Raw genomic sequence first — 26,012 nt, forward strand, 5'->3', positions numbered from 1 at the left:
GGCAATATTTGTTTATCAGTTGAAGTTCGGCGAGGCGTTCGAAGCGCCGGCCTGCACCGACTGGATATCGGCAGCCGCCGCAGTCGACATATCGCCGATGCGACGGACCGCACCCGCCTCCACCAACCCGCCAAGCGCCTTCTGCATGAGATCGACCGCATTGGCGAAGGCATCGACCGGCATGATGATGCGCTGGCGGAAAACCGGCTTCGGATTGTTGTTGGCGTCACGATCGGTTGCCGAGAGCGACATCAGGTCGATCCGCACAATGGTTCCCGTGATGGTGATTTCGCCGATGCCATCTGCGTAAAGTTCGTTGCTCATTGTTCTCTCCTCCGGTTGATAATCAAAACGTCTTCATCTCAGGGCGTCTTACGTCCATTAGGATGCCCTAACTATTTGAATGTGCGTGCTGCCAGGCCGGGAACGGGTCCCGAAGCCCGGCGGCGGTCTGCGGATCGAAGCCCGTCTCCTCACCGGTCAGGCAGTCGTTGAGCGCGGTGCGGATTGCGTCTTCGTCGAAGTCGGCGCCGATGAAAACGAGTTCCTGGCGGCGGTCGCCCCAGACCTCATCCCAATGCCGGTTCATGAGCTGGTGGAACTGCGGATAACGCGGCCATTGCGCCTTCGGCACGGATGCCCACCAGAAGCCCTTGGTGTCGATGCGGCACTGCGTCCCGGTAATCGACAGCAGGCCGATCTCGTCGGGCCTTGTCGCCAGCCAGAAATGGCCTTTCGCGCGGATGAGGCCCGACCATTTCCTGTCGAGAAAATCCCGCAGCCTGGAGGGATCGAACGGCCGGCGGCTGCGGTAGACGAAGCTCGAAATGCCGAATTCTTCCGTCTCCGGCACATGGTCGCCCCAACCGAAGAGTTCCTTGTGCCACAGCGGATGGCGGGCAGCTCTCGCTTCGCTGAAGAGGCCGGTATTCAGGATGGCATCGAGCTTCAGCCGGCCGAAACCGGTCTCGATGACGCGGGCATCGGGGTTGAGTGCGGCAACGATGCGGCGAACCTCGGCAAGCGCTGCAGGCGGCACATCCTGCACCTTGTTGATGACCAAGACATCGGCAAATTCGATCTGCTCGACGAGCAGTTCCACCAGCTTGCGCTCGTCGTCTCCGTCCCGGCTCTCGCCGCGATCCCTCAGGAACTCCGCGCTCGCATAATCGGCCAGAAGATTGACCGCATCGACGACGGAAACCATCGTGTCGAGCCGCGCGACGTCGCAAAGGGCTGCCCCGCTCTCGTCGCGGAAGGAGAAGGTCGCTGCGACCGGCAGCGGTTCGGCGATCCCGGTGCCCTCGATCAGCAGATAGTCGAAACGGCCGGCGGCGGCGAGGCGGCGCACTTCGCTCAGGAGATCGTCGCGCAATGTGCAGCAGATGCAGCCATTGGTGAGCTCCACCAACGTCTCATCCGTCCGTGACAGGTTCGCTCCCCCGTCGCGCACGAGATCGGCATCGATATTCACCTCGCTCATGTCGTTGACGATGACGGCGACCCGGCGCCCCTCGCGATTGCGCAGGATATGGTTGAGGATCGTCGTCTTGCCGGCGCCAAGAAAACCGGCAAGGACCGTCACCGGAAGTCTGTTGTCTGCACTCATCATCGGTACTCCCCGCTCGCTTATTTTACGCCGCGAGCTGCGGTCTGAATGCTACGTCCACATAGTAGTTTGTGCTGTTATAGCTGGCACTTGGGAACAAGCCGCTCGACCCATAGGCATAGACGCCGTTGGTGCCGCTGAGCGCCGTCAGGTCGCCGTTCGTCACATCGGTGCTGAAGTAATTGCCGGTCGCCGAATAATTGCCGTTGGTGCTGTAGGAAACGACATAGGTCGTATCCGCGGCGACCGCGACCTGCTGGGTGAGCGTTGCGGTCTGCCAGCCGCTTGCCGTTTCGTTGCTGAAGCTGACACCGCCGAGCAATGTGCCCGAGGCGGTCCAGAGATAGCCGTTGTGCGGGCCTATATTGTCTGTCCCCTTGTAGAAGCGGATGCCGGTGACCCAGCCTGCCGTATCGGCCTGGAATTTCATGCCGAGATTGACCGGCTGGTTGTCGTTGACGGAGGCGATTGAAGGGGTCGCATCGGCAGCAAAGAGATTCTGCTCCGGCCCTGCCGTCTGGCCGCCATTGATCGTGAGTGCCACCTGCGCCGACGCCGCGCCGCCCTTGCCGTCTGCAATTGCGTAGCTGAAGCTCGCCGGTCCCGAATAGCCTGCCGTCGGCGTGAAGGTCACCATTTGGGTCTGGGCATCGTAGGTGACCGAGCCGTTGACCGCACCGCTGACGCCAGTGATCGTAAGCGAATCGCCATCGCCATCGCTATCGTTCGAAAGCAGCGCCGAGGCCTGAATGGTGATCGGCGTGCCTGTGTTGGTCGAGAAGCCGCTGTCATTCGCCGCAACGGGAACCGTATTCTGCGCGACGCCCTGCTGATAGAGGACATCCACCCAGTAATTCGTGGCATTGTAGGAGGCGGTTGGGAAGAGGCTGCCGGTGCCATAAGCGTAGACGCCGTTGCCGCCGCTGAGAGAACTTGCCGGCGCTGTCAGCGCCCCGCTCGTATGATCCGTCGTGAAGTAGTTCGCCGTCGCGGAATAGAAGCCGCTCGAATGGTAGCTCGCCACATAGGTGGCGCCGGCCGTAACATTGATAGGCTGGGTGAAGGAAACCGTCTGCCAGCCGCTCGCCGACTCGTTGATGAAGGTCGCCTGAGCCAGAACCTGGCCGCTCGCCGTCCAGAGCGAGCCGACATGAGTGCCGGTATCCTGGGCGCTCCTGTAATAGGTGAGCCCGGTGATCTGGCCGCTGGCGGAAGCGATGAACTTGACGCCGAGTTCGACCGAGTTGGCGTCATTGGCCGCGGTAACGCCCGCGGTGTCGGGGCCGGTGAACAGGCTCGACGTCGTGCCTCCCGGCGTGCCGACAGTGAGGCTGACCGTGGCCGAGGCGGTTCCGCCGTACCCATCCGAGATCGAATAGGAGAAGCTTGCCGCACCCGTATAACCCGCCGTTGGTGTGAAGGTGATAGACTTGGTCTGGCTGTTGAAGGTCACCGTTCCGTTGATCGCACCGTTGACGCCGGTGATGCTGAGCGGGTCGCCATCGGCATCGGTGTCGTTTGCAAGCAGGCTGGCTGCGGCAATCGACAGTGCGGTGTTGGAATAGGTCGTGTAGCCGTTGTCATTGGCAGCGACCGGCACCGCGTTGCCCGTCGATTGATTGTAGACGACATCCACCCAGTAGTTCGACGACTGGTAACTGGAGGTCGGGAATGTTGAGCCCCCGACCGCGTACACGCCATTGCTGCCGGCCAGCGCCGTCAGCGCGCCGTTGGTATGGGCTGTCGTGAAATAGTTTCCCGTCGCCGCATAAGAGCCTGTCGTGTGGTAGGAGGCGACATAGGTCGTGCCGGCCGCGATATGCACCGGGTTGGTGAATGTCGCAGTCTGCCAGCCGTTCACCGATCCGCTGTCGGCGAAGCTGACGGTCGCGACTAGAGTGCCGTCGGCCGTCCACAGGGAGCCGGTATGGGCGCCGGTATCGCCGGCCGCCTTGTAGTAGCGGATACCTGTAATCATGCCGCCGGACGAAGCGACGAACTTTATGCCGAGTTCCATCGACTGGCCGTCGTTGAAGCTTGCGCCCGTCGGCCCTTCGCTCGATGTAAAAAGCGTTTCCCCGGCGGGACCCGGATTTACGGTGAGGCTGACGCTGCCCTGATCCGTGCCGCCGCGCCCGTCCGACAGCGTATAGGTGAAGCTTGCCGGCCCCGAATAGTTGTGGGTCGGCGTGAAGATGACGGTGCCGTTTTGCCTATTCAGGCTCACCGTACCGTTGACGGCATTGCCGACGGCCGAAATCGTCAGCGCGTCGCCATTGGGGTCCGTATCGTTTCCGACAAGCGAGGCGATCGAGATGACGACGGTATCGTTGCTGGTGATCGTTAGCCCCGTATCATCGGTCGCAACGGGGGCGCTGTTCAGGCCGGCATCGAAGACCACGTCGACCCAGTAATTGGTGCCGGTGCCGGGGCTTTGGCCGGGGAACGTCCCGGCAGCGGTGCCGTAGGCGAAGACACCGCCGCCATCGACAGCCTTTACCGCGCCGCTGGCATAGGTGCCGCCGGTGAAATAATTGTTCGTCACCGAGTAGAAACCGCTGCTGTGATAGGAGGCCACATAGGTCGTGCCCGCCGCGATCTGGATCGGGCTGGAGAACATCACCGTCTGCCAGCCGGAGAGCGACTCGCCGACCGACACGCCGGTCGCCAGCAACGTTCCGTCGGCCTTCCAGAGGCTGACGACATGGTCGCCGATGTTATAGAAGCCCTTGTAGAAGCGGATGCCCTCCACGGAGCCTGCGGTGGTCGCCTGGAAGCGCAGGCCGAGCTCGACCGGATCGCGATCGATCGCCACTTCGGTCGCCGGCTTTTCCGCCAGCGTCCAGAGGCCTGTTGTGCCCGGCAGGGTGACGGTCACCTGCTTGCCCGTTGATGGCGCCTCCATATTGACGCTGTCGTCGACGGCCCGTGACGTGATCGTGTAGGTTCCGCTCGCCTGGACAACCCAGTTATAGCTCCAGCTCTCGCGGCCGGTGGCCTTGAACCAGTGCTGGCCGCCATCGGTCGAGACTTCCACGCCGGCAATGATGCCGCCGCCGAAATCCTGCGCCGTACCCGTGATCGTCACGTGCTGGCCTTCGAAGAAGCTTGCTCCAATGATTGGCGATGTGATCGACGAGGTCGGCTTCAGTATGTCGGTCGATTTGGTCGCGAGGATCAGGCTGGCATCGAGCGTGTTCGGCTGGATACCCATGTCCGCGAACATGTTGACCATCGCCTGCTGCACGTTGCGATCGGTTGAGGTCGCGGGGCCAAGATGGTTGTCGCTCAGGCCCCAGGACCAGAAGACGGTGCCGGCGCCGAAGACGAGCGCGCCGCTTTCGGCCCGATACATGGTGAGACTATGGGTGGCGGCGGCCGAACCAATCGTTGCTCCGTAATCGCGCAGATAGGTATCGACCGAGATCGAGGAGAGCGATAGGTCGATGAGACCATCCGGGCGGAAGCCGTTCTCGACATCGGAATCCCATTCGTAGCCGAGCAAGTTCTGCACCAGATTGTAGGTGCCGCCCTCCTGGGTCTGCGAGACATCCGTGTTGCGCCAGAAGCGCAGTTGCGAATAGTCGTAGGGGATGGAGATCGTGTCCTGGCGGTAGCTGTCCACCTGGAACATCGTGCCCGTCAGCGCATTTTCCGGCTGCTGGCCCGGATCGGCATAACGCGGATCGCGCCATGTGCCGGTGCCGACATTGCTCGGGTCCGTGCTCGTGCCCCAGGTCTCCTTGTAGCAGACCATAGTGCGGTAGGCCTGGCCGCTGCCGTCGATGCTGCTTTCCCAGCGCACCTTCCAGTAGCACTCGTTGCCGCTCCAGAAGGCGAGGTTGACGCCGGCATCGCGCGCCGCCTCGACATTGGCGCGCTGTTCGGCTGACCAGTATTCGTCATGGCCGACGGAGAGATAGGCATCGTGGTTGAGCAGCAGCGCGCCGCTGCGCGTCGCATCGACTCCGGAAATATAGGAAACGTCGTAGCCGTTCTGCTCCAGCCACGAGATGGCGGAGGATTCGACGCCGAAGATGTAATCGTGCGAACCGCCGACCGGGCTCGTATTGGTGATGATCGGGCGGTTATAGCTGACCGCCGAGGCCCGGCCGATGGCCTGCAGGCCGCAGCTGCAGTTTGGCGGCAGGTAGCCGATCATGTTTGCGGGATCGACCGGCACTTCGCCGTAATAGAGGCTGGCGCCGCCCCAGGCATTATAGGCCTGCCAGGTCGTATCCGACGTCTGGAAGACGATATTGCTGGTCGAGGCGTCGTCGCGCACGACGAAGGGGACGATGCTTGCATCCTCGGTGCCGTCTTCGCGCACCAGCTTGGCGAAATAGACGCCCGAGACGGCGTCAGCAGGGATCTGCCAGCTGGCCGACACCGACCAATTGCCGCAATCGATGAGACCGAGCGACATGTCGACGATCGGATGCGGCTGGATCTGCGCCGTGGTCAGCGATTTCTCAATCGAGTCGACCTTGCGCGCGCCGGCCCCGCCATAATAGCCCATACGGTAGATATCGATGCGGTAATGGGTGGAATCCGTGGCGATCTTGAAATCGACCGTCTGGCCTATATTGGTGCTGATTTCGGTAGCGAAGCCCTGGATGGTGCCGCCGCCGTCGCCCTGCAGACCCCACTCGCTGATCGGGTTGCCCTGCTTCATATTCTCGACCGCGATCTTGTTGGGCGTCGCCGCAGCCGTAACCGCCGTCACCGGTGCCGTCAGCGCCGTCGGGGCCGCAGCCGTCTCAGCCGAGCCGTCCTGGCTCGGCTCCAGCGAGATCGATGCTATCGATGGCTGAAGGCGCAACGAAGCCGTATCGAGACTGCTGGAAGAGCTGGCCGCCGCCGCCGTCTTGGCGCTGCCGGCATCGGCGTCGCTGGTAACACCCGTAAGCGTGGGAGCGGCAGGCAGTGTCGCAGCCTCCTCGGACGGATCTGGACCAAGCACGGTGCGTTGCGATGTCGATGAAGGTGTCTGCAAAACCATCGCAGCCGACGCCGTCTTCGTGGACGTGTCCTGCGCGCCGCCATCGGCCGCAGGCGCCGGCATCGCGGTTGACGATGCAGGGGACGATTGCATGTCGCCTGATGACATCAAGGAAGATGTGACCGGGCCGGTGAAGGAGGATTGGATGGTTGCGCTGCTCTGATTGGCAAAGCTTGGGGAACCATCGGTACTCGTCGAAGATGCGACCGTCGCGGATCCAAGGACTGCGCTCCATGCAGAGGATACTCGACAGATACTCAACGCTCCACCAAATGTACTCAGATACTCACGATTACTGACATGAATTCTCCGCATCAGCGGCGCCCCCTTCCCATCGGCCGGCCCTCGACCGCATTAGCAAGAGCTTCATTCTGGCACCTTTACTACGCGAGTGTACGTCAGCAATCCGGGGTATATGGGTGGTACCCTCATACGCCGATATGATGACCCTAAGCGCAACCACCCAAGGAGCCCCAAAGCTGCCTACGGCTACTGCCAGCGCATGGTGTTGGAGCGTCCTTAGCTGTTTAGTCCCGGCATTTGATGGATAGGATCGATGATCTGGCTCGGAAGTCCACCTTTGGCAGATGAACTCGTAGGGGGTGAGTCCCTTTAATGTCTTGAGCCTGCGCCCAAAATTGTAGGCGTCGATGAAGTCGGCGAGATGCTTTTCCAGTTGTGCGTGATCGTCGTAGTGGGAGCGCTTGACAGTAGCTTCCTTGATCGTTCGGTTCATCCGCTCGACCTGCCCATTGGTCCATGGGTGCTTAACCTTTGTCAGGCGATGCTCGATCTCGTATTCCTCACAGACCCGGTCGAAGATGTGCTGGAAAGCATTTTGGTCACACGCCCGGTTGGTGAACTGGATGCCGTTATCGGTCAGGATAGTATGGATGGTGTAGGGCACCGCCGCGATCAGGTTGCGCAGGAACTGGGCAGCATTCATCTTGCCAGCTTTGGCATAGAGCTCAGCGAAAGCGAACTTGGAAGTGCGGTCAATTGCCACGAAGAGATAAAGCTTGCCCTCAGCCGTCTGCACCTCGGTAATATCGACGTGGAAGTAGCCGATCGGGTAGCTTTTGAACTTTTTCTTCGGTTCTTTGTCGCCTTCCACTTCCGGCAGGCGTGAAATGCCGTGGCGCTGCAGACATCTGTGCACGGACGAACGCGTCAGATGCGGGATCGTCGGTTGAAGGGCATAGAGGCAGTCATCAAGAGGCAGCAATGTATGCCTGCGAAAGGCGACAATAACAGCCTCTTAGGAAAGGATTGTCGAGTGTGGGTCCATGACGTCCGCTTTTTCCATTTGGCGACCGTCTTCTGGTTGATCCCATACCGCTTCGAAAGCGCTCTCAGGCTCTCTTCACTATTTTGTGTTGCTCGACGGACTGCCTCTGTCGTCGTGGCGCTCCCATGTAAAACCTGGCCCATAGTGCTTCCCTCCATTCTAAGGAAAATAATGCACCATCAAATGCCGGGACTAAACACTTTAGCGTCTGAAAGACGCGCGGCGATCTAAGTGGCTGACGCTGGTAGAAAAGGAATTTAGGTCCGGTCTGGCTGGTCGAGCCGGTTGACGCGAGGGTTGCCCTGCGCCGCCCCGTGCTACCACCCCGGAAACGGATCTTCGAGGGTGGCCCAGTCGCCCGGATCGGCGCTGGCGAGGCATCCGTCCAGTGCGGTCCGCACACCTGCCTCGTCCATGTCCACGCCGATAAAGACGAGTTCCTGCCGACGATCGCCCCAAGCGTTATCCCATCGGCTCTCGAGCTGCTGACGAAATTGCTGATGGCTCGGCCAGTCTTGTCGAGGAACGGCCGCCCACCAAAGCCCCATGGGCTCACAGCGCCTTTGGATGCCGGCAGCCGACATCAGGCCCACATGACGCGGGCGCGTGGCAATCCAGAAATGGCCTTTGGCGCGGATTACCCCCGGCCAGGGCTCGTCCAGGAATGATCGAAACCGCATGGGGTCGAAGGGGCGCCTGGTGCGATAGACAAAGCTCGATACCCCGTATTCCTCCGTTTCCGGAACATGCTCATCCGGGCTGTACAATTCCTTGTGCCACAGGGGATGCGCCGCGGCCTTTGCTTCATCGAAGAGGCCCGTATTGAGGACAGCTGAAAGAGAAATCTTGCCGAAATCCGTCTCCACCTGGCGCGCATCCGGATTGAGCGCAGCAACTATCTTGCGGACATCCGCGCGGATCTCTTCGGTAGCGTCCGAGATCTTGTTGATCACGACAACATCGGCAAACTCGATCTGATCCACCAGCAGGTCGATGAGTGTGCGCCGGTCCTCACCGTCGCGTTGCAGGCCGCGGTCGGCAAGCAGATCGGCACTGCTGTAGTCGGCTAACAGGTTTGCAGCGTCGACCACGGTGACCATTGTGTCGAGCCTAGCAAAGTCTGAGAGCGAAACACCATTCTCATCGCGGAAGGAAAAGGTTGCCGCAATGGGGCGTGGCTCGGCAATACCGGTACCTTCGATCAACAGATAGTCGTATCGCCGCTCTTCGGCCAGTCGCCGCACTTCCGTCAGGAGGTCGTTGCGCAGGGTGCAGCATATGCAGCCATTGCTGAGTTCGATCAATGTCTCCGTCGTATGCGACAGGTTGTAACCGCCCTCTCGAATGAGACTGGCGTCTATGTTCACTTCGCTCATATCGTTGACAATGACGGCGACCCGCAGGCCCTGACGGTTATTCAAGACGTGGCTGAGGAGCGTCGTCTTGCCAGCGCCGAGGAAGCCAGCCAGCACGGTTACCGGGAGCCGCTCGATCCTGTTCATCGGCATTCCTTGAATGCGGGCGGTCGAAGCGCCCTTCGCCGCGACCAGCATTTGTGTCGTATAAGCCTCATTCGAAATCGATCCCTAACCTTATACTTTGCGTCACGCGACGAGCTGCGGCCGGAAGACGACGTCAGCGTAGTAATTGGTTGAATTGAAGGTGTTGGTCGGGAAAAGACCTGTGGTGGCGGAACCTCCATAGGCAAAGACGCCGTTGCCGGTGGCTGGCGCTGTCAGCGGACCGTTGGTGACGGCGGTCGTATAGAAATTGCCGGTCGCCACGTAGGCGCCGGTCGTGTGATAGGACGCGACATAGGTGGTATTGGCGGCGATGGTGAAGGGTGTTGTGAAGTTCGCCGTCTGCCAACCGCTTGCCGTGGTGTTGGTGAAGGTTGCGGTGGCAAGTTTGGTGCCCGTGGAATTCCACAGGTCGACGACGTTCTGGCCATTGTCGTTGGCGCTGCGGTAGAACCTGATGCCGGTAATGTCGCCGGCGACGTTCGACGTGAACTTGACGCCGAGTTCGAGCTGCTGGCCGTCGTTGAGGTTGGTCTGCGCCGGCGTGCTGGAGGCGGAAAACAGGCTGTAGGTCGTTGCCCCTGCTGCGGCAGCAATGTTGAAGGTCTCGTTGGCGGCAAGGCCGCCGAGATCGGTTGCCGTCACCTTGACACCATAGGTTCCTGCTGTCGTCGGCGTGCCGGAGAAGGTCCTCGTCGAGGCGTTGAAGCTCAGCCAGGAAGGCAGTGCCGTGCCGTCGGCTGCCGTTGCCGCGTAAGTCAGCGTTTCGCCGCTGTCGACATCGGTAAAGGTCGTCGTCGGCAGCACGAAGGAGAAGGCGGAGCCGGTGGTGGCATTCTGGGTCGCCGTCTGGACGGCGAGCACCGGCGCATCGTTGGCGCCATGGATGGTGACCGTCAGGTTTGCCGTGGCCGTGGCGCCGGCGCTATCGCGCATCGTGTAGCTGAAGACATCGCTCAGCGTGTTGGTCGACTGCCGCAGTCCCTGGACGGCGGTATTGCTCTCGTTGATCGCATAGCTATAGGCGCCAGATGCATTGAGAACGAGACTGCCATAGGTGCCGTTCAGCGCCGAGCCGAGCGTGCCTGATGTCGCACCAAAGACCACTGCCGTGACCGTCTTGGTATCACCGGCATCCGGATCGGTGTCGTTGGTCAGCACGTTGCCGCTGGCAACCACGCCACCCGAACCATTGGCCACCCCGCCCTTCTCCGTCGCATCCCCCGTATCGGCAACCGCCGTCGGCGTCGTGTTTCCGGGAACCGATACGGCAATGTTGAAGCTCTCGTTGGCGGCAAGGCCGCCGAGATCGGTTGCCGTCACCTTGACACCGTAGGTGCCGCCTGTCGTAGGCGTGCCGGAGAATGTGCGTGTCGAGGCGTTGAAGCTCAGCCAGGAAGGCAGCGCCGTGCCATCGGCAGCGGTTGCCGCGTAGGTCAGCGTTTCGCCGCTGTCGACATCGGTAAAGGTCGTCGTCGGCAGCACGAAGGAGAAGGCGGAGCCGGTGGTGGCGTTCTGGGTCGTCGTCTGGACGGCGAGCACCGGCGCATCGTTGGCGCCGTGGATGGTGACCGTCAGGTTTGCCGTGGCCGTCGCGCCGGCGCTATCGCGCATCGTATAGCTGAAGACATCGCTCAGCGTATTGGTCGACTGCCGCAGCCCCTGGACGGCCGCATTGCTCTCGTTGATCGCATAGCTATAGGCGCCAGATGCATTGAGAACGAGACTGCCATAGGTGCCGTTCAGCGCCGAGCCGAGCGTTCCTGATGTCGCACCGAAGACCACTGCCGTGACGGTCTTGGTGTCACCGGCGTCCGGATCGGTGTCGTTGGTCAGCACGTTGCCGCTGGCAACCACGCCACCCGAACCATTGGCCACCCCGCCCTTCTCCGTCGCATCCCCCGTATCGGCAACCGCCGTCGGCGTCGTGTTGTTCGCATTCGAGGGGCGGAAGACCACATCGGCCCAATAATTGGCAGCACCGAAAGTGGCATTTGGGAAAATGCCGGCGGTGGCAGAGCCCCCATAGCGGTAGACGCCGTTGCCGGTGGCTGGCGCTGTCAGCGGACCGTTGGTGACGGCGGTCGTATAGAAATTGCCGGTCGCCACGTAGGCGCCGGTCGTGTGATAGGACGCGACATAGGTGGTATTGGCGGCGATGGTGAAGGGTGTTGTGAAGTTCGCCGTCTGCCAACCGCTTGCCGTGGTGTTGGTGAAGGTTGCGGTGGCAAGTTTGGTGCCCGTGGAATTCCACAGGTCGACGACGTTCTGGCCATTGTCGTTGGCGCTGCGGTAGAACCTGATGCCGGTAATGTCGCCGGCGACGTTCGACGTGAACTTGACGCCAAGCTCGAGCTGCTGACCGTCATTGAGGTTCGTCTGGGCCGGCGTGCTGGAGGCGGAGAACAGGCTGTAGGTCGTTGCCCCTGCTGCGGCAGCAATGTTGAAGGTCTCGTTGGCGGCAAGGCCGCCGAGATCGGTTGCCGTCACCTTGACACCATAGGTTCCTGCTGTCGTCGGCGTGCCGGAGAAGGTCCTCGTCGAGGCGTTGAAGCTCAGCCAGGAAGGCAGTGCCGTGCCGTCGGCTGCCGTTGCCGCGTAAGTCAGCGTTTCGCCGCTGTCGACATCGGTAAAGGTCGTCGTCGGCAGCACGAAGGAGAAGGCGGAGCCGGTGGTGGCATTCTGGGTCGCCGTCTGGACGGCGAGCACCGGCGCATCGTTGGCGCCATGGATGGTGACCGTCAGGTTTGCCGTGGCCGTGGCGCCGGCGCTATCGCGCATCGTGTAGCTGAAGACATCGCTCAGCGTGTTGGTCGACTGCCGCAGTCCCTGGACGGCGGTATTGCTCTCGTTGATCGCATAGCTATAGGCGCCAGATGCATTGAGAACGAGACTGCCATAGGTGCCGTTCAGCGCCGAGCCGAGCGTGCCTGATGTCGCACCAAAGACCACTGCCGTGACCGTCTTGGTATCACCGGCATCCGGATCGGTGTCGTTGGTCAGCACGTTGCCGCTGGCAACCACGCCACCCGAACCATTGGCCACCCCGCCCTTCTCCGTCGCATCCCCCGTATCGGCAACCGCCGTCGGCGTCGTGTTTCCGGGAACCGATACGGCAATGTTGAAGCTCTCGTTGGCGGCAAGGCCGCCGAGATCGGTTGCCGTCACCTTGACACCGTAGGTGCCGCCTGTCGTAGGCGTGCCGGAGAATGTGCGTGTCGAGGCGTTGAAGCTCAGCCAGGAAGGCAGCGCCGTGCCATCGGCAGCGGTTGCCGCGTAGGTCAGCGTTTCGCCGCTGTCGACATCGGTAAAGGTCGTCGTCGGCAGCACGAAGGAGAAGGCGGAGCCGGTGGTGGCGTTCTGGGTCGTCGTCTGGACGGCGAGCACCGGCGCATCGTTGGCGCCGTGGATGGTGACCGTCAGGTTTGCCGTGGCCGTCGCGCCGGCGCTATCGCGCATCGTATAGCTGAAGACATCGCTCAGCGTATTGGTCGACTGCCGCAGCCCCTGGACGGCCGCATTGCTCTCGTTGATCGCATAGCTATAGGCGCCAGATGCATTGAGAACGAGACTGCCATAGGTGCCGTTCAGCGCCGAGCCGAGCGTTCCTGATGTCGCACCGAAGACCACTGCCGTGACGGTCTTGGTGTCACCGGCGTCCGGATCGGTGTCGTTGGTCAGCACGTTGCCGCTGGCAACCACGCCACCCGAACCATTGGCCACCCCGCCCTTCTCCGTCGCATCCCCCGTATCGGCAACCGCCGTCGGCGTCGTGTTGTTCGCATTCGAGGGGTTGAACATCACATCGACCCAATAGTTTGTCTGGTCGAAGCTGCTCGCCGGGAATACGCTTGCGCCATAGTTATAGACGCCGTTGCCGCTTGCCGGCGCCGTCAGCGGGCCACTCGTCACATTGGAGAGGAAGTAGTTGGCGGTCGTCGAATAGTTGCCGACATTCGTATGATAAGATGCGGTATAGGTCTGTCCGGGTGTCAACGTCACCGGGCTCGAGAAAGAAGCGGACTGCCAGCCGCTGGCAGTCTCGTTGGAGAAGGTGAGGGTCGCAAGTCGCGTACCTGTGCTCGACCAAAGTGACCCGGTATGTGTGCCCGTATCCAGGCTGCTCTTGTAAAACCGGATACCGCTCACCGTGCCCGCCGCGGAGGATTGGAATTTGACCCCGAGTTCGACGGCTGCAGTATCGTTGGTGTTGACGACCGCGGGCGTCGCGCCACCAAAGAGTGATGTAAAAGTCGGCCCGGTGACGGTGACAGTGCGCCCCGCCGAGGGTGTCTCGAGGTTGATGTTGTCATCCACTGCCCGCGACCGGATCGTATAGGTGCCGGCGATCGACGGCGTCCAGGTGTAGGTCCAGTTCTCATCGCCCGTGGCCGGATGCCAGCTCGCACCATTGTCGGTCGAAACCTCGACGCTGGCGATGACCCCGCCGCCCGTATCGGCAGCGGTGCCTGAAATCGTCACGGTTGAATTCGCGGCCACCGTAGCGGGTACCGTGATGACGGAGGTCGGCGCAGTATGGTCCGACGAAGCAGTCGCGGCGGTAAGCCCGGATTGCAGCGTGCCTGGCTGAACGCCCATGTCGGCAAGCAGATTGACCATTGCCTGCTGCACGCGAGGATCGGTGGGGGTCGCCTCGTTATCGTGATTGTTGCTCAGACCCCATGTCCAATAAACCGTGCCGGCGCCGAAAACCAGAGCACCGCTGGGCGCGCGATAGAGGGTCAGATTGTGGGTCGCGGTCGCATCGCCGGTCGTATTTCCGTAGTCTAGCAAGTAAGTGCTGACTGGCAGGGTCGTCGACGAGAGTTTTACCAGCCCGGCCGGGTCGAAGCCATTGTCGGGCGCTTCATCCCATTCGTAACCAAGATAATTCTTGGTGAGCGTTGCCGTCTGGCCTGGCTGGAGGTTTGCGACAGTCGTATTCCGCCAGAAGCGCAGGTTGGCATCATCATAGCCGACCGTGATCGCGCCAAGATTGCCGCCGACATCGTCGACCTTGAAGAGCTGGCCGGTCAGCGAGTTCTCAGGGTTGCCGCCGCCGATAGCAGGCGGGCTGAGGCGCGGGTCGCGAAAGGTGCCTGTCCATTCGTTGGAAGGATCAAGGCTCGTACCGGGCGGTCCCCATGTCTCCTTGTAGGAGATCAGGGTGCGATATGGCGTTCCGTCGGCGCTGTATGCATTACCCCAACGGGTACGCCAGTAGACCTCGTTGCCACTCCAGAACATAAGGTTGACGCCCGCATCGCGTGCGGCTTCGACATTGGTCCTCTGCTGTCCCGACCAGTATTCGTCGTGGCCGGCATCGATATAGGTCTTGTGATTGAGCAGTAGACTGCCATAGCGGTCGGCGTCGACGCCCGACATATAGGAGACGTCATAACCGTTCTGTTCCAGCCAGTAGATGCCTGCATATTCGGCGCCGAACAGATAGTCCTGCGGTCCGGCATAGGTGCCGACCCCACCGCGGGTCGCAATTGGCCTGTTGTAACTGACCGCATAAGCGCGACCAGCGCCCTGGCCCGTCGCGGGGCCGTTGCCGCCATAGAAGTTTGCGCCACCCCAGCCGTTGTAAGCTTGCCAAGTCTCGTCTGCGGTCTGGAAGACGACGTCGCTGTGGCTGGCATCGTCGCGCACGATGAACGGGATTTGATTTTCGCCAGCGGTGCCATCCTGACGCACGAGCTTGGCAATATAGACGCCTGAGACGGCATCATCAGGTACGGTCCACGAAGCCGAGACCGCCCAGTTGCCAGCATCAACCGTGCCGGTGGTAGCGTTGCGCAACGGGTTGGGCTGGGTCTGCAATCCGGTATGCTGCATTGTCGCGACCTTGCGCGCGCCCATGCCGCCATAATAGCCGAGCCGATAGATATCGATCCGGTAGTTGGTGGAATTCGTGTTGATTTTGAAGCTCACCGTGTTGCCGTTGTCGACGCTGATGTCGGTCGCAAACCCTTCGATGTTGGTGCTGCCGGCACCGTCGATGCCCCACTCGCTCTCCGGATTGCCCTGCTTCTGGTTTTCCAGCACGATCGCGTTGCTGGCCGCCGCAGCGGCCGCCAGATTTTGCGTGGTCAACGAGCGCTGGGCAGAAGGTTGAGGCGGCGTCGTCACCGCGCCGGAAAGGATGCCGACACCCTTGGTGGTGGTGCCCTTTCCAGTTTCGCCGCCGCCGGGCAACGATCCGTTCAAGATTGTCGAATCTGTCCACGTTGCGGTCCCGCGCCAGCCCGAGAGCGGGGACAAGTCGCGATCGACAAGCGGGTCGCTGATCGAGGCGCCGATGGCCTTCTTGATCGTCGCCACATAATCCGGCCCTTCAGTCAGCCTTGTTCCCGGCAACTGACCATCTTGCTGAAGCAAGGCACCGCCATGGGCCCAATCGAGAATCCGTGTGGGGGACGTATAATAGCCGCACCCGCACACACCAAAGGGCATGCCAACCGCCAGCGCATTTGCTCCAGCATGCTGCCCGGTCGACTGCGCCGACGGCGTCGATTCGAGAATGACGACTTTGCCCGAGGGCGTGCGCTCAGCCGCCACCGCAGCAGAACCTTGCCCCGAAGTTGTCGGTGCAGGGCTTTGCGGCAGATACGGAGCCAAAGGATCATCGCCGATGAGGCTCATTCCAGCGTAGGTGCGATTGAGGGACGATTGAGCCCCGAACGCAATTCCTTTCGCGTTCCGCTGGAAGCTTGCAAAACCGGGCGTGTGGGCGGGCAACACAGACGCGGCAGTATCATCGTTTCGCCGCCCCGCCTGGCGACTTGTTGCCAAAGCTTCGAGCAACGGCGGCGATTCGCGAGTAATATTGGCTCGACCGTCCGGGTCGTCGATCACGCTCACTCTATGTTCAGAATCACGTTCGATGAGCGGCCCGTTCTTGTCTGGATTGTCGACAAGCGTACCATACTTGAACCCGTCCGCGATTTGCACCGATGCCGCGAGTTGAGCACTGTCCTCGTGCATTTCGTCAGGCTTGCGCTGCCTTCCCTTGCCACCGATGGTCAGCCACCCGGGAATCAGCGAATCCAACAGAAGTGAGCGCGAGGTCCACCGACGAGCGTTGCGATACATGGCAGGCACCTCCCGCGAATTATCAAGATCGAATCTATGAGAACCGCTCAATGGGCGGCCCTGAATTGTAGTCGAAAAATGAGTGAGTATATGCTACGCCTTTCGCTCTACAGGCGGCATCCTTTGGGCAATCAGCCGTGCTGCACGCTCACGTGATGAGTGAGACGCGCGAAGATGCGCCGCTTGCTGTGCAAGGCTTGACGACGCATAGGCGGCTGAGATGGCGGCATCTCCCGTAGTCAAGATGTGGCCCGAGAACAGCATTGTGCGGCACCGCTCGCGCTGCGTCGAGCTGTCGAATGACAGGCGACGCCGCCGATCAATATCGTCATTTGGCAAAATTGGCGAGGCGAGCAAAAAGGCTCTGCCACGGGCGATTGCGGTTCTTCGAGGCAAGCGCGCCCGGCGATGCCTATGTGTCGTGCCTAAGAGCCGAAGATATGTGTTTTTGCTCGATTTAGGGCTTAAACACTCTCCCCACCTCATCAATTGTGATTAGGCAAAGTAACCCGCCTCCACCTTCCTCAAGGCTTCGTCGGACTGCACACTAACAATCTGGTTTGGGGCTTGGCGTCCGGCGTTTGAACAGCGCTTAGGCATTGGACCAGCGTCCGTTGAAGGATGTTTTGAAGGCGAGACATGTATATGAAACTATCGCACCGTGCCCCTCACCTGTTCTTTCGCGCCACGTTTGTGATCAGCGCACTCGTTTTTCTTGCCGGAGCCGTGTCGCCGGCTCTCGCCGATAGCGCCCCATTGGCCCCACATACGAAAATCCGCCTGACGGTCGTCCAATGGATGCCGTCCAAGGGCCAGTTTGAGAGATGGGATGCGATTGGCGGCGAATATACGGTTTCAGATGCAGGTGAAGTCTCCTTACCCTTTATGGGGTCGCAGTCTGTTGGAAGTCTGGATAATACGAGCCTCACCAACGAGATTGCCAAGCGCCTTCAGGCAAAGATGGGTTTGGCCCAGACACCTGCGGTGACCATCGAAGTTCTCGAATACCCACCAATCTATGTCGTGGGAGACGTAACCACGCCTGGACAATACAGTTTCCGCCCCGGAGTGACCGTCCTGCAATCCCTGGCAATGAGCGGCGGGCCGCGGCGCGCCAAAGACCAGCAGCAAACGCATTCGACCCAATTGGTAGGAGAATTGCGCGAAATCAATCACTCGATTCTGCGCAGCACCGCGAGATTGGCGCGGCTCCAGGCGGAGATGGATGGAGCAAAGGAGATTACCTTCGATCAGATGACCGGCGCCGATCAGCAATTTGCTGCCGGGATATACAATGAGGAAAGGATTATCTTTCGGGCTCGCGCCAATGCGTTGGAGAGGCAGGCAAGGGCGTTCACCGAATTACGCGATCTTTTGACCACTGAGATATCGACGTTGGAAGAAAAACTGACGGGCGCAGACGACAATATCAAATCCGTTAATGACCAATTGGTCAGCGTCAAGTCCCTGGTCCAGAAAGGCCTCACGATCTCTTCAAGGCAGATGGATCTAGAACGGTTGCTCACGACTTACCGCTCCGACAAGCTCGACCTTGTCACCGCCGTCATGCGGGGCCGTCAGGCGATCAGTGAGACGACGCGCAACCTTGAGGGACTGTACGACGCACGCCGGAGCGAAGTGGCGACCGAAGCGCAGTCCGAACGGGCAAGTCTCGATCAAATGAAGATGAAGCGCGAGACAACACAGAAACTCCTCATCGAAGACCTTGGGAGCAACGACGGCATCAAAAGCCTCGCCGAGGACCTCCCGCTTACCTATAGCGTGACCCGTCGGAGTGGAGGAAAAATCGATCAGTTTCAAGCCTCGGAAACGACGACGCTGGAGCCGGGCGATGTGGTGAGAGTGGTTCAGCCTCGCGTTTTGGATAGTTCGCTTCAGACCGACTCAGGCCGATCTTTCGAGGCCCAAACGCTCGCAGATGGAGCCGACCAGTGACCCGCAACGTGCACCTATTCTCAGCACAGCTGGAGCGGACGTTTGAGCGCCACCAAGGCGCTAAGGCCGCCTGCCTGGAAGAAATCGCTTTTGATCTGGACCGCCCACAAACCAGCCTGACGGCTAGGGTCGCGCTGAGACTTTGCGTATGATCCCACCCAGCGGTCAGACTTATACCCAAATCCTGAAGTCGACGATGCTGATGGGCGGCTCCTCGCTGGTAAATGTCGCCCTTAGCATCATTCGCAATAAGGCGCTCGCCCTTCTGCTCGGTCCCGAAGGCGTGGGGCTTCTCGGCCTTTACGGGGCAATTCTCGATATCGCACAAGCGATAGCTGGTCTTGGCGTCAGCAGCAGCGCTGTGCGCCGGGTCGCTGAGGCGGCGGGCGCCGGCGACGGAGAGAGGATCGCGCGGTCGGCGACAGCGCTCAGACGCATCTCGCTGGTGCTCGGGTTGCTTGGCGGGCTTTTGCTTGCGGCCCTGGCGTTTCCGGTCTCAAAATTCACCTTCGGCGACTACCAGCACGCCGGTGGCATTGTGCTGCTCTCCCTAGCCGTATTCTTTCGGCTCGTGTCTGCCGGACAAGCTGCCTTGATCCAGGGCTTGCGGGGCATCGCAAATCTTGCCCGCATCAATGTGCTTTCAGGGCTCTTCGGCACGATAGTCAGCATCCCGCTCATCTATCTGTTCGGCGAGCAGGCGATTGTACCCTCTCTCGTGGCGATCGCGGCCGTCTCAGTCCTTCCCACGTGGTGGTACAGCAAACAGATACCCACGCGCCCACCGCCAATGTCGGCGCGCCAGTTCGGCCGGGAAGCGAAATCCCTGTTCAGGCTCGGTGTTGCTTTTATGGCAAGCGGACTCCTGACCTTCGGCGCGGCCTATGCCATTCGCATTATCGTGCTGAATGAAGGAGGCGTCGTAGCGGCGGGATTGTATCAGGCGGCCTGGGCGCTTGGCGGTCTCTACGCCGGCTTCATCCTGCAGGCGATGGGAACGGACTTCTATCCGCGCTTGACTGCAATTGCGCACAATAATGCCGAGTGCAACCGACTGGTCAATGAGCAGGCGGAAATCAGCTTGTTGCTGGCCGGCCCTGGTCTGCTCGCCACTCTGACCCTGGCACCGCTCGTGATGAGTTTGTTCTATTCGGCGGAGTTTCACGGGGCCGTGGAGCTTCTGCGCTGGATCTGCCTTGGAATGATGCTCAGGATCGTCGCCTGGCCGATGGGTTTCATCATCCTGGCGAAGGGTGCCCAGACGATCTTCTTTTGGACGGAGGTCGCAGCAACGCTGGTGCATGTGGGGCTGGCTTGGCTCTTAGTATCGGAATTCGGCACGCCAGGGGCCGGCATGGCATTCTTCGGCCTCTACGTCTGGCATAGTATTCTGATTTACGTGATCGTGCGTCGACTGACTGGCTTTCGCTGGTCGCCAGCCAATCGCAGGCACGCACTTCTGTTCCTGCCTGCATCGGGATTGGTCGTCTCAGTCTTTTTGCTTTTGCCGCTATGGCCGGCGACTGTGATTGGCCTCGCTGCCGTCGCTCTCTGCGGGCTCTATTCGCTGCGCATGCTGATCGACCTGCTTCCGGAGTCCGTGCAAGCAACCATGCGTGGATGGATCACGAAATCAGCATGATGAACAATGCGCGCATCCGGAGATACGCGCATCGTTTCGTTATGCAGATTGTTCCATCAGGCAAATGCGGGTTCAGGCGACAGCAACATCCATGGCACGTTGCACGCTGGAGGCTCCAGCGGTTGCGTCTGCAAGGGCGGCGCGAAGTGCCTCGACGACCCGGTCCATGTCAGACACGGTCATCTGGGCATAAAGCGGCAGGATTATCGTTTGCTGCTGCGCAGATACGCTTCGCATCAGGCTCGTGGCAGCGCGGTGGGAGCTCTCATCAGAATAGGCTTTCTCCAGATGAATGTTCATCACCCCGCGCCTGGTCGAGATCCCCTGATCGAGCAGGGTCTGCATGACGGCGCGCTGGTTGATCGTATCGGCCAGTCTCACACAGAAGCTCTGCCAGTTGCTGCGAGCCCAACCTGGTTCGACCGGCAGCGACAATCCGGGAATCGTCGACAGACGTTCGCAATATTGCTCGGCAAGCAGCCTGCGCTGAGCAACCAGCTCCGGCAGGCGCCGCAACTGCTCGCGTCCGACGGCCGCCTGAAGATCGGTCATCCGGTAATTGTAACCCAACTCGTCATAGTCTTCAAAGATGACCTGTTTCGAGCCGTGACGAACGGCATCGGTGACGCTCATGCCATGCTGGCGCCAGAGCCGGAACTTCCGGTCATATTCGGGATTGGCCGTCGTCAACATGCCGCCATCGCCTGTCGTGACGACCTTCCTGGGGTGGAAGGAGAAGCAGGCAATGTCACCATGCGCTTTGCCGATCTTTTCCCAACGGCCGTCCCATTGGATTTCGCTTCCCGTCGCACAGGCTGCATCCTCGATGACCGGTATCCGGTGGCGCTTGCCGATCTCCACGACGGCGCGGAGATCGCAGGGCATGCCGAGTTGATGCACGCAAAGAATTGCCTTGGTGCGGGGCGTGATTGCCCTTTCGATAAGACTGGCGTCGATGTTGTAACCATATTCTTCAATATCGACGAAAACAGGCACCGCGTCGCAGTAGCGAACCGAGTTTGCGGTCGCGATGAAAGAATGGCTGACCGTAACGACTTCGTCACCGGCGGATACGCCGACAGCCTTCAGGGCCAGATGCAACGCGGTCGTGCAATTGGACATGGCGCAAGCATGCGCCGCGCCCACAAAGGCAGCGAATTCACGCTCGAAAGCTGCGACTTCCGGCCCTTGCGTCACCCATCCCGACAGAATGACGCGGCGCGCAGCCTCAGCCTCCTCCTCCCCGAGGACGGGTTTGGCGACCGGAATTGTCAATTGAGATGAGCTCATGCAGCCGCCCCCCCTGCGTTGGTCTGCATTTGCCACCAGGCAACGAGATCACGAAGCCCTTGCTCCATAGAGATCTCCGCCTTGAATCCAAGGAGTCGTTCGGCCTTGCTGATGTCGGCAAGGCGACGGGTCACACCGTTGACCGTGCGGGCCTCTTTGTGCTGCGGTTCGAGTGAGGAGCCCATAATGTCGCTCAGCATCTTCGCCAGTTCCAGCAGGCTTATTTCCTTGCCGCTCGCGACGTTGAACACTTCGTCCGTCACATCGCTTTTGGCGGCCAGAATGTTTGCGCGGGCGATGTCGCGTGCATCGACGAAATCCATCGTCTGGCTACCATCCCCATAGATGAGGGGTGGCATCCCGGCCATCAGGCGTTCCATCCAACGGATCAGAACTTCCGTATAGGCGCCGTAAACGTCCATGCGCGGCCCATAGACGTTGAAATAACGAAGCGCGACATAGCGCAGGCCGTACATCTCAGCAAAGCTACGCATCAGCCCTTCATTGAACGTTTTCGCCGCGCCGTAGATCGTCCGGTTATTGTACGGATGATGCTCTTCGGTCGTTGGAAAATTCTCGGCAAGCCCCAGAACGGAGGCGGAAGAGGCAGCAACTACCTTCGATACGCCCGCCGTGACGGCGGCTTCGAGAACGTTGAACGTGCCCTCCGCAAGGACATCGAAAGCCAATCGTGGCTCTTCGGCGCATTGCGTGATGCGGATCGCGGCCTGATGAAAGACGATGTCGACGCCTTCGAAGACTTTTGCCAGAAGCGCTCTGTCGCGGATATCTCCGTCGATGATCTTAAGCGGCGCGCCTGATATCGCCGAGCTGAGATTGTCCCGGCGCCCGCGCACGAAATTGTCGAGGACGATGATCTCGCGAGGTTTTTCCAAAGCGACAAGATCGGCAATATGCGAGCCAATCAGACCGGCACCGCCGGTAATGAGCACCCGTTTGTCTCTCATGATCTTCCCTCACGCGACATGTTCGTCATCCGATCATTATCCGAACGCCAACGTATGAATTTCGCAGGGACACCTGCGGCGACCGAGAAAGGCTCGACGTCGGAAACGACGACTGCCCCCGCTCCAACGATCGCCCCCTTCCCGATGGTCACGCCGGGAAGAATGGTCGCATTCGTTCCGATATCGGCCTCTGCACAGATTCGTACCGGCTTGATTTCAAGATCCGTGCGAATGATCGGCACATCCAAGGGCAGTGCCGTGTGGGTCGAGCCAAGCACCTTGGCGCCAGGTCCCCACCCGACAGAATCCTCGATCACGAGATCGCGAGCGTCGAAATAGGCCATCGGTCCGATCCAGACATTATCGCCGATCTTGCATCGGCCGTCGAAGCGGCCCTGGATATAGGCCTGCGCCCCGACGAACACCCCATTACCGATGTCGAACGTCTCGGGATGTTTGAAGCCGGCGCCGCCTGCAACCTGCAATCCTGTGCCACAACTCCGCGTGATGGCTTGCCAGATGGCTTTTCGCATCAGAGTATCGATGGCACCGTCACCGATCGCGAAACGACCGTATAGTTCGATCAGGCCAGCGCGCCCGTATGACTGCCTGAGTTCTTCGGCCAGCCCGGCCTGGTAGGCAGGGTCCGCCGGCCTTTCATGACGGCCATGGACCGCTTGCACGATCCGGGCCTCGCCCGCACGATCAGCTGACATAGGTGTTCTCCAGCGCGGCGGCCACCTGGTCGACGTGCCACGCCGGCATCTCGGGATAGATCGGCAGCGAGAGGACCTCCCGTGCGGCAGCTTCCGATATTGGGAAATCGCCAGTCTTGTAACCAAGGTCGGCATGGGCCTTCTGCAGATGAACTGGGATCGGATAGTGCAGCCCGGACTGAATGCCCTCTTCGCTCAGTACGCGCTGAAGCTGGTCGCGATCGCGGCTTCTGATGGCATAGACGTGATAGACGTGGCGCCGGTCGGCGATTTCGACAGGCGTCCTGAGATCTGCCGAACCGCCAAGCAGCAACGAGTAGCGGCGTCCGTGGGCGCGCCGCGCTTCGGTCCAGACTTCGAGATGCCGGAGCTTGATGCTCAGGATCGCACCCTGAATGGCATCCATGCGGTAGTTGAAGCCCTTCAGCAGATGGTGATAACGCTGTTCCTGACCCCAGTCGCGCAACATGCGCATCGTCTTGGCCTGATCGTCGCTGTTCGTGACGACGATACCCCCCTCGCCGCAGGCGCCAAGATTTTTGCCGGGGTAGAAGCTGAAGCAACCGGATGTGCCGATGCTGCCGGCGCGCGCGCCTTTGTATTGCGCTCCGTGCGCCTGGCAGGCGTCCTCGATGACCGGTATCCGGTAGTGGTCAGCAATCGCTTTGATCGCGTCCATATCGGCCATCTGACCGTAGAGATGGACGGGAACAATGGCCTTGGTTCGGGGTGTAATCTTTGCCTCGAGTTTCGCCGGATCCATCGTCAGCGTCACGGGCTCGACATCGACGAATACCGGTCGCGCACCGGCGTAGCAGATCGCCGATACGGTTGCGACGAAGGTAAACGGCACGGTGATGACTTCATCGCCGGGGCCGACGCCTGCCGCGAGCAGCGACAGATGCAGGGCACTCGTCCCGGTATTGACCGCTATCGCATGTTTGACTTTGCAATAATCCGCGAATTCCTGCTCGAGGCGGGCGACTTCCTCGCCGAGTATGTATTGCCCCGAGGCGAGCACACCGAGCACGGCTGCGTCGATTTCGCTCTTGATCGATTGATATTGGGCTTTGAGGTCCAGGAACGGGATCATGCAATGCGCCTCGCCTCTTCGAGCTCGATGATACGACCGCGCTGGGCGAGCGACCGGCTTGCGGCTTCCAGAATGCGAACGACACGGAGCCCGGCTTGGCCATCCGTAATGGGCCGCAAATTTTGCTCAATGCAATCGACGAACTGATCCAGTTCGCGTTTCAACGCCTCGGTCATATCGAGCTTGGGCGCCCACATGTCGCCGCTGCGGTAGCCGACCATCATCTGATGCACCTTCTCGCCATATGCATCGGAATTGGGGCACATGGTGATGCCCTTGTCATAGACCTTGATCTTTTCGCTGGGCTCCAGATCGTCATAGACGATCATCTTGCTGCTGCCGCCGATCAGCGTGCGGCGGACCTTGACCGGGGCCAGCCAATTGACGTGGATATGTGCGATGAGCTTGCTCTCGAAGAAAAGCGTCAGATAGGCGATGTTCTCCGGCTCGCCGAGCACATGGCTCATGCCCGTCGCAGAAACGGCGACCGGCCTTTCCTGCACAACATGGTCCAGGATGGAGAGATCATGCACCGCGAGGTCCCAGATGACGCTGACATCGTGCTGGAAGAGCCCCAGATTGACCCGAACCGAATCGTAGTAATACATGTCGCCGAGGCCGCTTTCGACTAGTTCGCGCATCTTTCGGACGGCGCCGGTATGCACGAAAGTATGATCCACGGCCAGCACGAGGCGTCTGCGCGCGGCTTCTTCGACCATCCGCGAGGCTTCGTCCGTCGTCGAAGCCATCGGCTTTTCGACGAAGACATGCTTTCCGGCCATCATAGCCTGCATAGCGAGCTTGAAATGGGTGAAGACCGGCGTCGCGATAGCGATGGCATCCACTCTCGGATCGCGCAGGACTTCCTCGAAATCATCGGTGATCGTCACTGCGGGGTAGCGGCTTTTGACAGCCGCCAACCGTTCGACATTGAGATCACAGACTGAAATGAGCTGCGCGCCGGCCGCTTCCGAGATGTTACGAACCAGATTCGGACCCCAATACCCATACCCAACAACGGCGATACCGATCATTGCACTTCTCCCAACGCTTGCATGTTGACTGATCGGTCATGAACGCGACCGATGATCCTGGCCGGAACGCCGACAACAATGGCGCCGTCGGGCACATCCTTGGTTACAACCGAGCCGGCGCCGACCTGTGCGGCTTCTCCGATGATGACGCCAGGCAGAATGGTGGCGTTGCTGCCAATCGACGCGTGGCGCTTGACCAGAGTAGGGATGACCGCCCAGTCGGTTTCGGTCTGCAGGCTGCCATCCGGATTGACGGCGCGCGGGTACATGTCGTTCGTAAACATGACCCCGTGGCCTATGAACACGCCGTCTTCCAGCGTCACGCCCTCACAGAGGAAGGAATGGCTGGAGATCTTACAGTCTTCTCCGACGATGACATTCTTCTGAATCTCGACGAAGGTGCCGATGCGGGTTCCTGCGCCGATCGTGCAGCCGTAGAGATTCACAAGATCTCGATGGTGAATGACACTGCCGTCACCCAGCTTGACGTTTGATGCAATCATCCCTGCAAACTCCTAACTCATAACAGGCCCGATTTTCAGTTAAACAAAGGTCGATTGCGTCCAATGTTACCCAGGACAAATACTTCCCTCCATTCCAAAGAGAATTGTTTTCTTCATCTGAGTAAAGAAACAAATCGTTTAAGCTTATCCGCCGAAAGGCGTATCTACTTACGACGACTTACGCCCTGGTTTATGCCCCTGTCCAACATTGGTGGCGGGGCACCTCTCGCACTCGTCGGCTGGCGTACGCCGGAGACAGCGATTGTTTCCATGCATTTAGGGGTTCATTGCCA

14 protein-coding genes and 1 pseudogene are annotated in these 26,012 nt (G+C 60.3%); 3 read left to right on the plus strand and 12 right to left on the minus strand.

Annotated features, from left to right (window positions below; all coding sequences use genetic code 11):
* Positions 1–15: 15 nt before the first annotated feature.
* From ACS4RR_RS25445 to ACS4RR_RS25455, 3 genes are all read right to left on the minus strand, one after another.
* Positions 16–324, minus strand: coding sequence for a hypothetical protein (locus tag ACS4RR_RS25445; protein ID WP_018067994.1), 309 nt, complete (start codon positions 322–324; stop codon positions 16–18).
* A gap of 67 nt (positions 325–391) precedes the next feature.
* Positions 392–1,612, minus strand: coding sequence for a GTP-binding protein (locus tag ACS4RR_RS25450; RefSeq protein ID WP_456190182.1), 1,221 nt, complete (start codon positions 1,610–1,612; stop codon positions 392–394).
* Between the two features lie 22 nt (positions 1,613–1,634).
* Complete coding sequence (locus tag ACS4RR_RS25455; protein WP_456190183.1) at positions 1,635–6,572, minus strand: DUF4082 domain-containing protein; 4,938 nt, start codon at positions 6,570–6,572, stop codon at positions 1,635–1,637.
* Between the two features lies 1 nt (position 6,573).
* On the opposite strand from ACS4RR_RS25455, the gene ACS4RR_RS25460 reads away from it, so the two are divergent.
* Positions 6,574–6,774, plus strand: coding sequence for a hypothetical protein (locus ACS4RR_RS25460; protein ID WP_260111785.1), 201 nt, complete (start codon positions 6,574–6,576; stop codon positions 6,772–6,774).
* 356 nt (positions 6,775–7,130) lie between these two features.
* Here ACS4RR_RS25460 and ACS4RR_RS25465 read toward each other — a convergent pair.
* From ACS4RR_RS25465 to ACS4RR_RS25475, 3 genes and pseudogenes are all read right to left on the minus strand, one after another.
* Positions 7,131–8,042, minus strand: a pseudogene (locus ACS4RR_RS25465) (IS481 family transposase).
* Between the two features lie 174 nt (positions 8,043–8,216).
* Entirely contained in the window at positions 8,217–9,401 is a 1,185-nt protein-coding gene (locus ACS4RR_RS25470) for a GTP-binding protein (protein ID WP_260111786.1), read from the minus strand.
* A gap of 102 nt (positions 9,402–9,503) precedes the next feature.
* Complete coding sequence (locus tag ACS4RR_RS25475) at positions 9,504–16,517, minus strand: DUF4082 domain-containing protein (RefSeq protein ID WP_456190184.1); 7,014 nt, start codon at positions 16,515–16,517, stop codon at positions 9,504–9,506.
* 645 nt (positions 16,518–17,162) lie between these two features.
* On the opposite strand from ACS4RR_RS25475, the gene ACS4RR_RS25480 reads away from it, so the two are divergent.
* Both ACS4RR_RS25480 and ACS4RR_RS25485 read left to right on the plus strand, forming a co-directional pair.
* Entirely contained in the window at positions 17,163–18,473 is a 1,311-nt protein-coding gene (locus ACS4RR_RS25480) for a polysaccharide biosynthesis/export family protein (RefSeq protein WP_260111805.1), read from the plus strand.
* Positions 18,474–18,621: 148 nt separating this feature from the next.
* Positions 18,622–20,115 carry an O-antigen translocase gene (locus ACS4RR_RS25485; RefSeq protein ID WP_456190185.1) on the plus strand — a complete coding sequence of 498 codons (1,494 nt, stop codon included), beginning with the start codon at positions 18,622–18,624 and terminating at the stop codon, positions 20,113–20,115.
* 72 nt (positions 20,116–20,187) lie between these two features.
* Here ACS4RR_RS25485 and ACS4RR_RS25490 read toward each other — a convergent pair whose 3' ends face one another.
* The 6 genes from ACS4RR_RS25490 to ACS4RR_RS25515 are packed head-to-tail and all read right to left on the minus strand — an operon-like array spanning position 20,188 to position 25,719.
* Positions 20,188–21,405 carry a DegT/DnrJ/EryC1/StrS family aminotransferase gene (locus ACS4RR_RS25490; protein WP_456190186.1) on the minus strand — a complete coding sequence of 406 codons (1,218 nt, stop codon included), beginning with the start codon at positions 21,403–21,405 and terminating at the stop codon, positions 20,188–20,190.
* A complete protein-coding gene (locus ACS4RR_RS25495; protein ID WP_260111789.1) occupies positions 21,402–22,373 on the minus strand; it encodes an NAD-dependent epimerase/dehydratase family protein in 972 nt (323 codons plus the stop codon). Before ACS4RR_RS25495 ends, ACS4RR_RS25490 begins: the two co-directional genes overlap by 4 nt.
* Positions 22,370–23,089, minus strand: coding sequence for an acyltransferase (locus ACS4RR_RS25500; protein ID WP_260111790.1), 720 nt, complete (start codon positions 23,087–23,089; stop codon positions 22,370–22,372). The genes ACS4RR_RS25495 and ACS4RR_RS25500 overlap by 4 nt, the downstream gene beginning before the upstream one ends.
* A complete protein-coding gene (locus ACS4RR_RS25505; protein ID WP_456190187.1) occupies positions 23,079–24,182 on the minus strand; it encodes a DegT/DnrJ/EryC1/StrS family aminotransferase in 1,104 nt (367 codons plus the stop codon). Before ACS4RR_RS25505 ends, ACS4RR_RS25500 begins: the two co-directional genes overlap by 11 nt.
* Positions 24,179–25,216 (minus strand): Gfo/Idh/MocA family protein, encoded by a 1,038-nt coding sequence (locus ACS4RR_RS25510; RefSeq protein ID WP_164575420.1) that lies wholly within the window; start codon positions 25,214–25,216, stop codon positions 24,179–24,181. The genes ACS4RR_RS25505 and ACS4RR_RS25510 overlap by 4 nt, the downstream gene beginning before the upstream one ends.
* Positions 25,213–25,719 (minus strand): acyltransferase, encoded by a 507-nt coding sequence (locus tag ACS4RR_RS25515; RefSeq protein WP_222252531.1) that lies wholly within the window; start codon positions 25,717–25,719, stop codon positions 25,213–25,215. The genes ACS4RR_RS25510 and ACS4RR_RS25515 overlap by 4 nt, the downstream gene beginning before the upstream one ends.
* Between the last annotated feature and the right edge of the window lie 293 nt (positions 25,720–26,012).

The sequence above is a fragment of the Rhizobium zaerense genome (assembly GCF_051810725.1).
Taxonomy (GTDB): domain Bacteria; phylum Pseudomonadota; class Alphaproteobacteria; order Rhizobiales; family Rhizobiaceae; genus Rhizobium; species Rhizobium leguminosarum_I.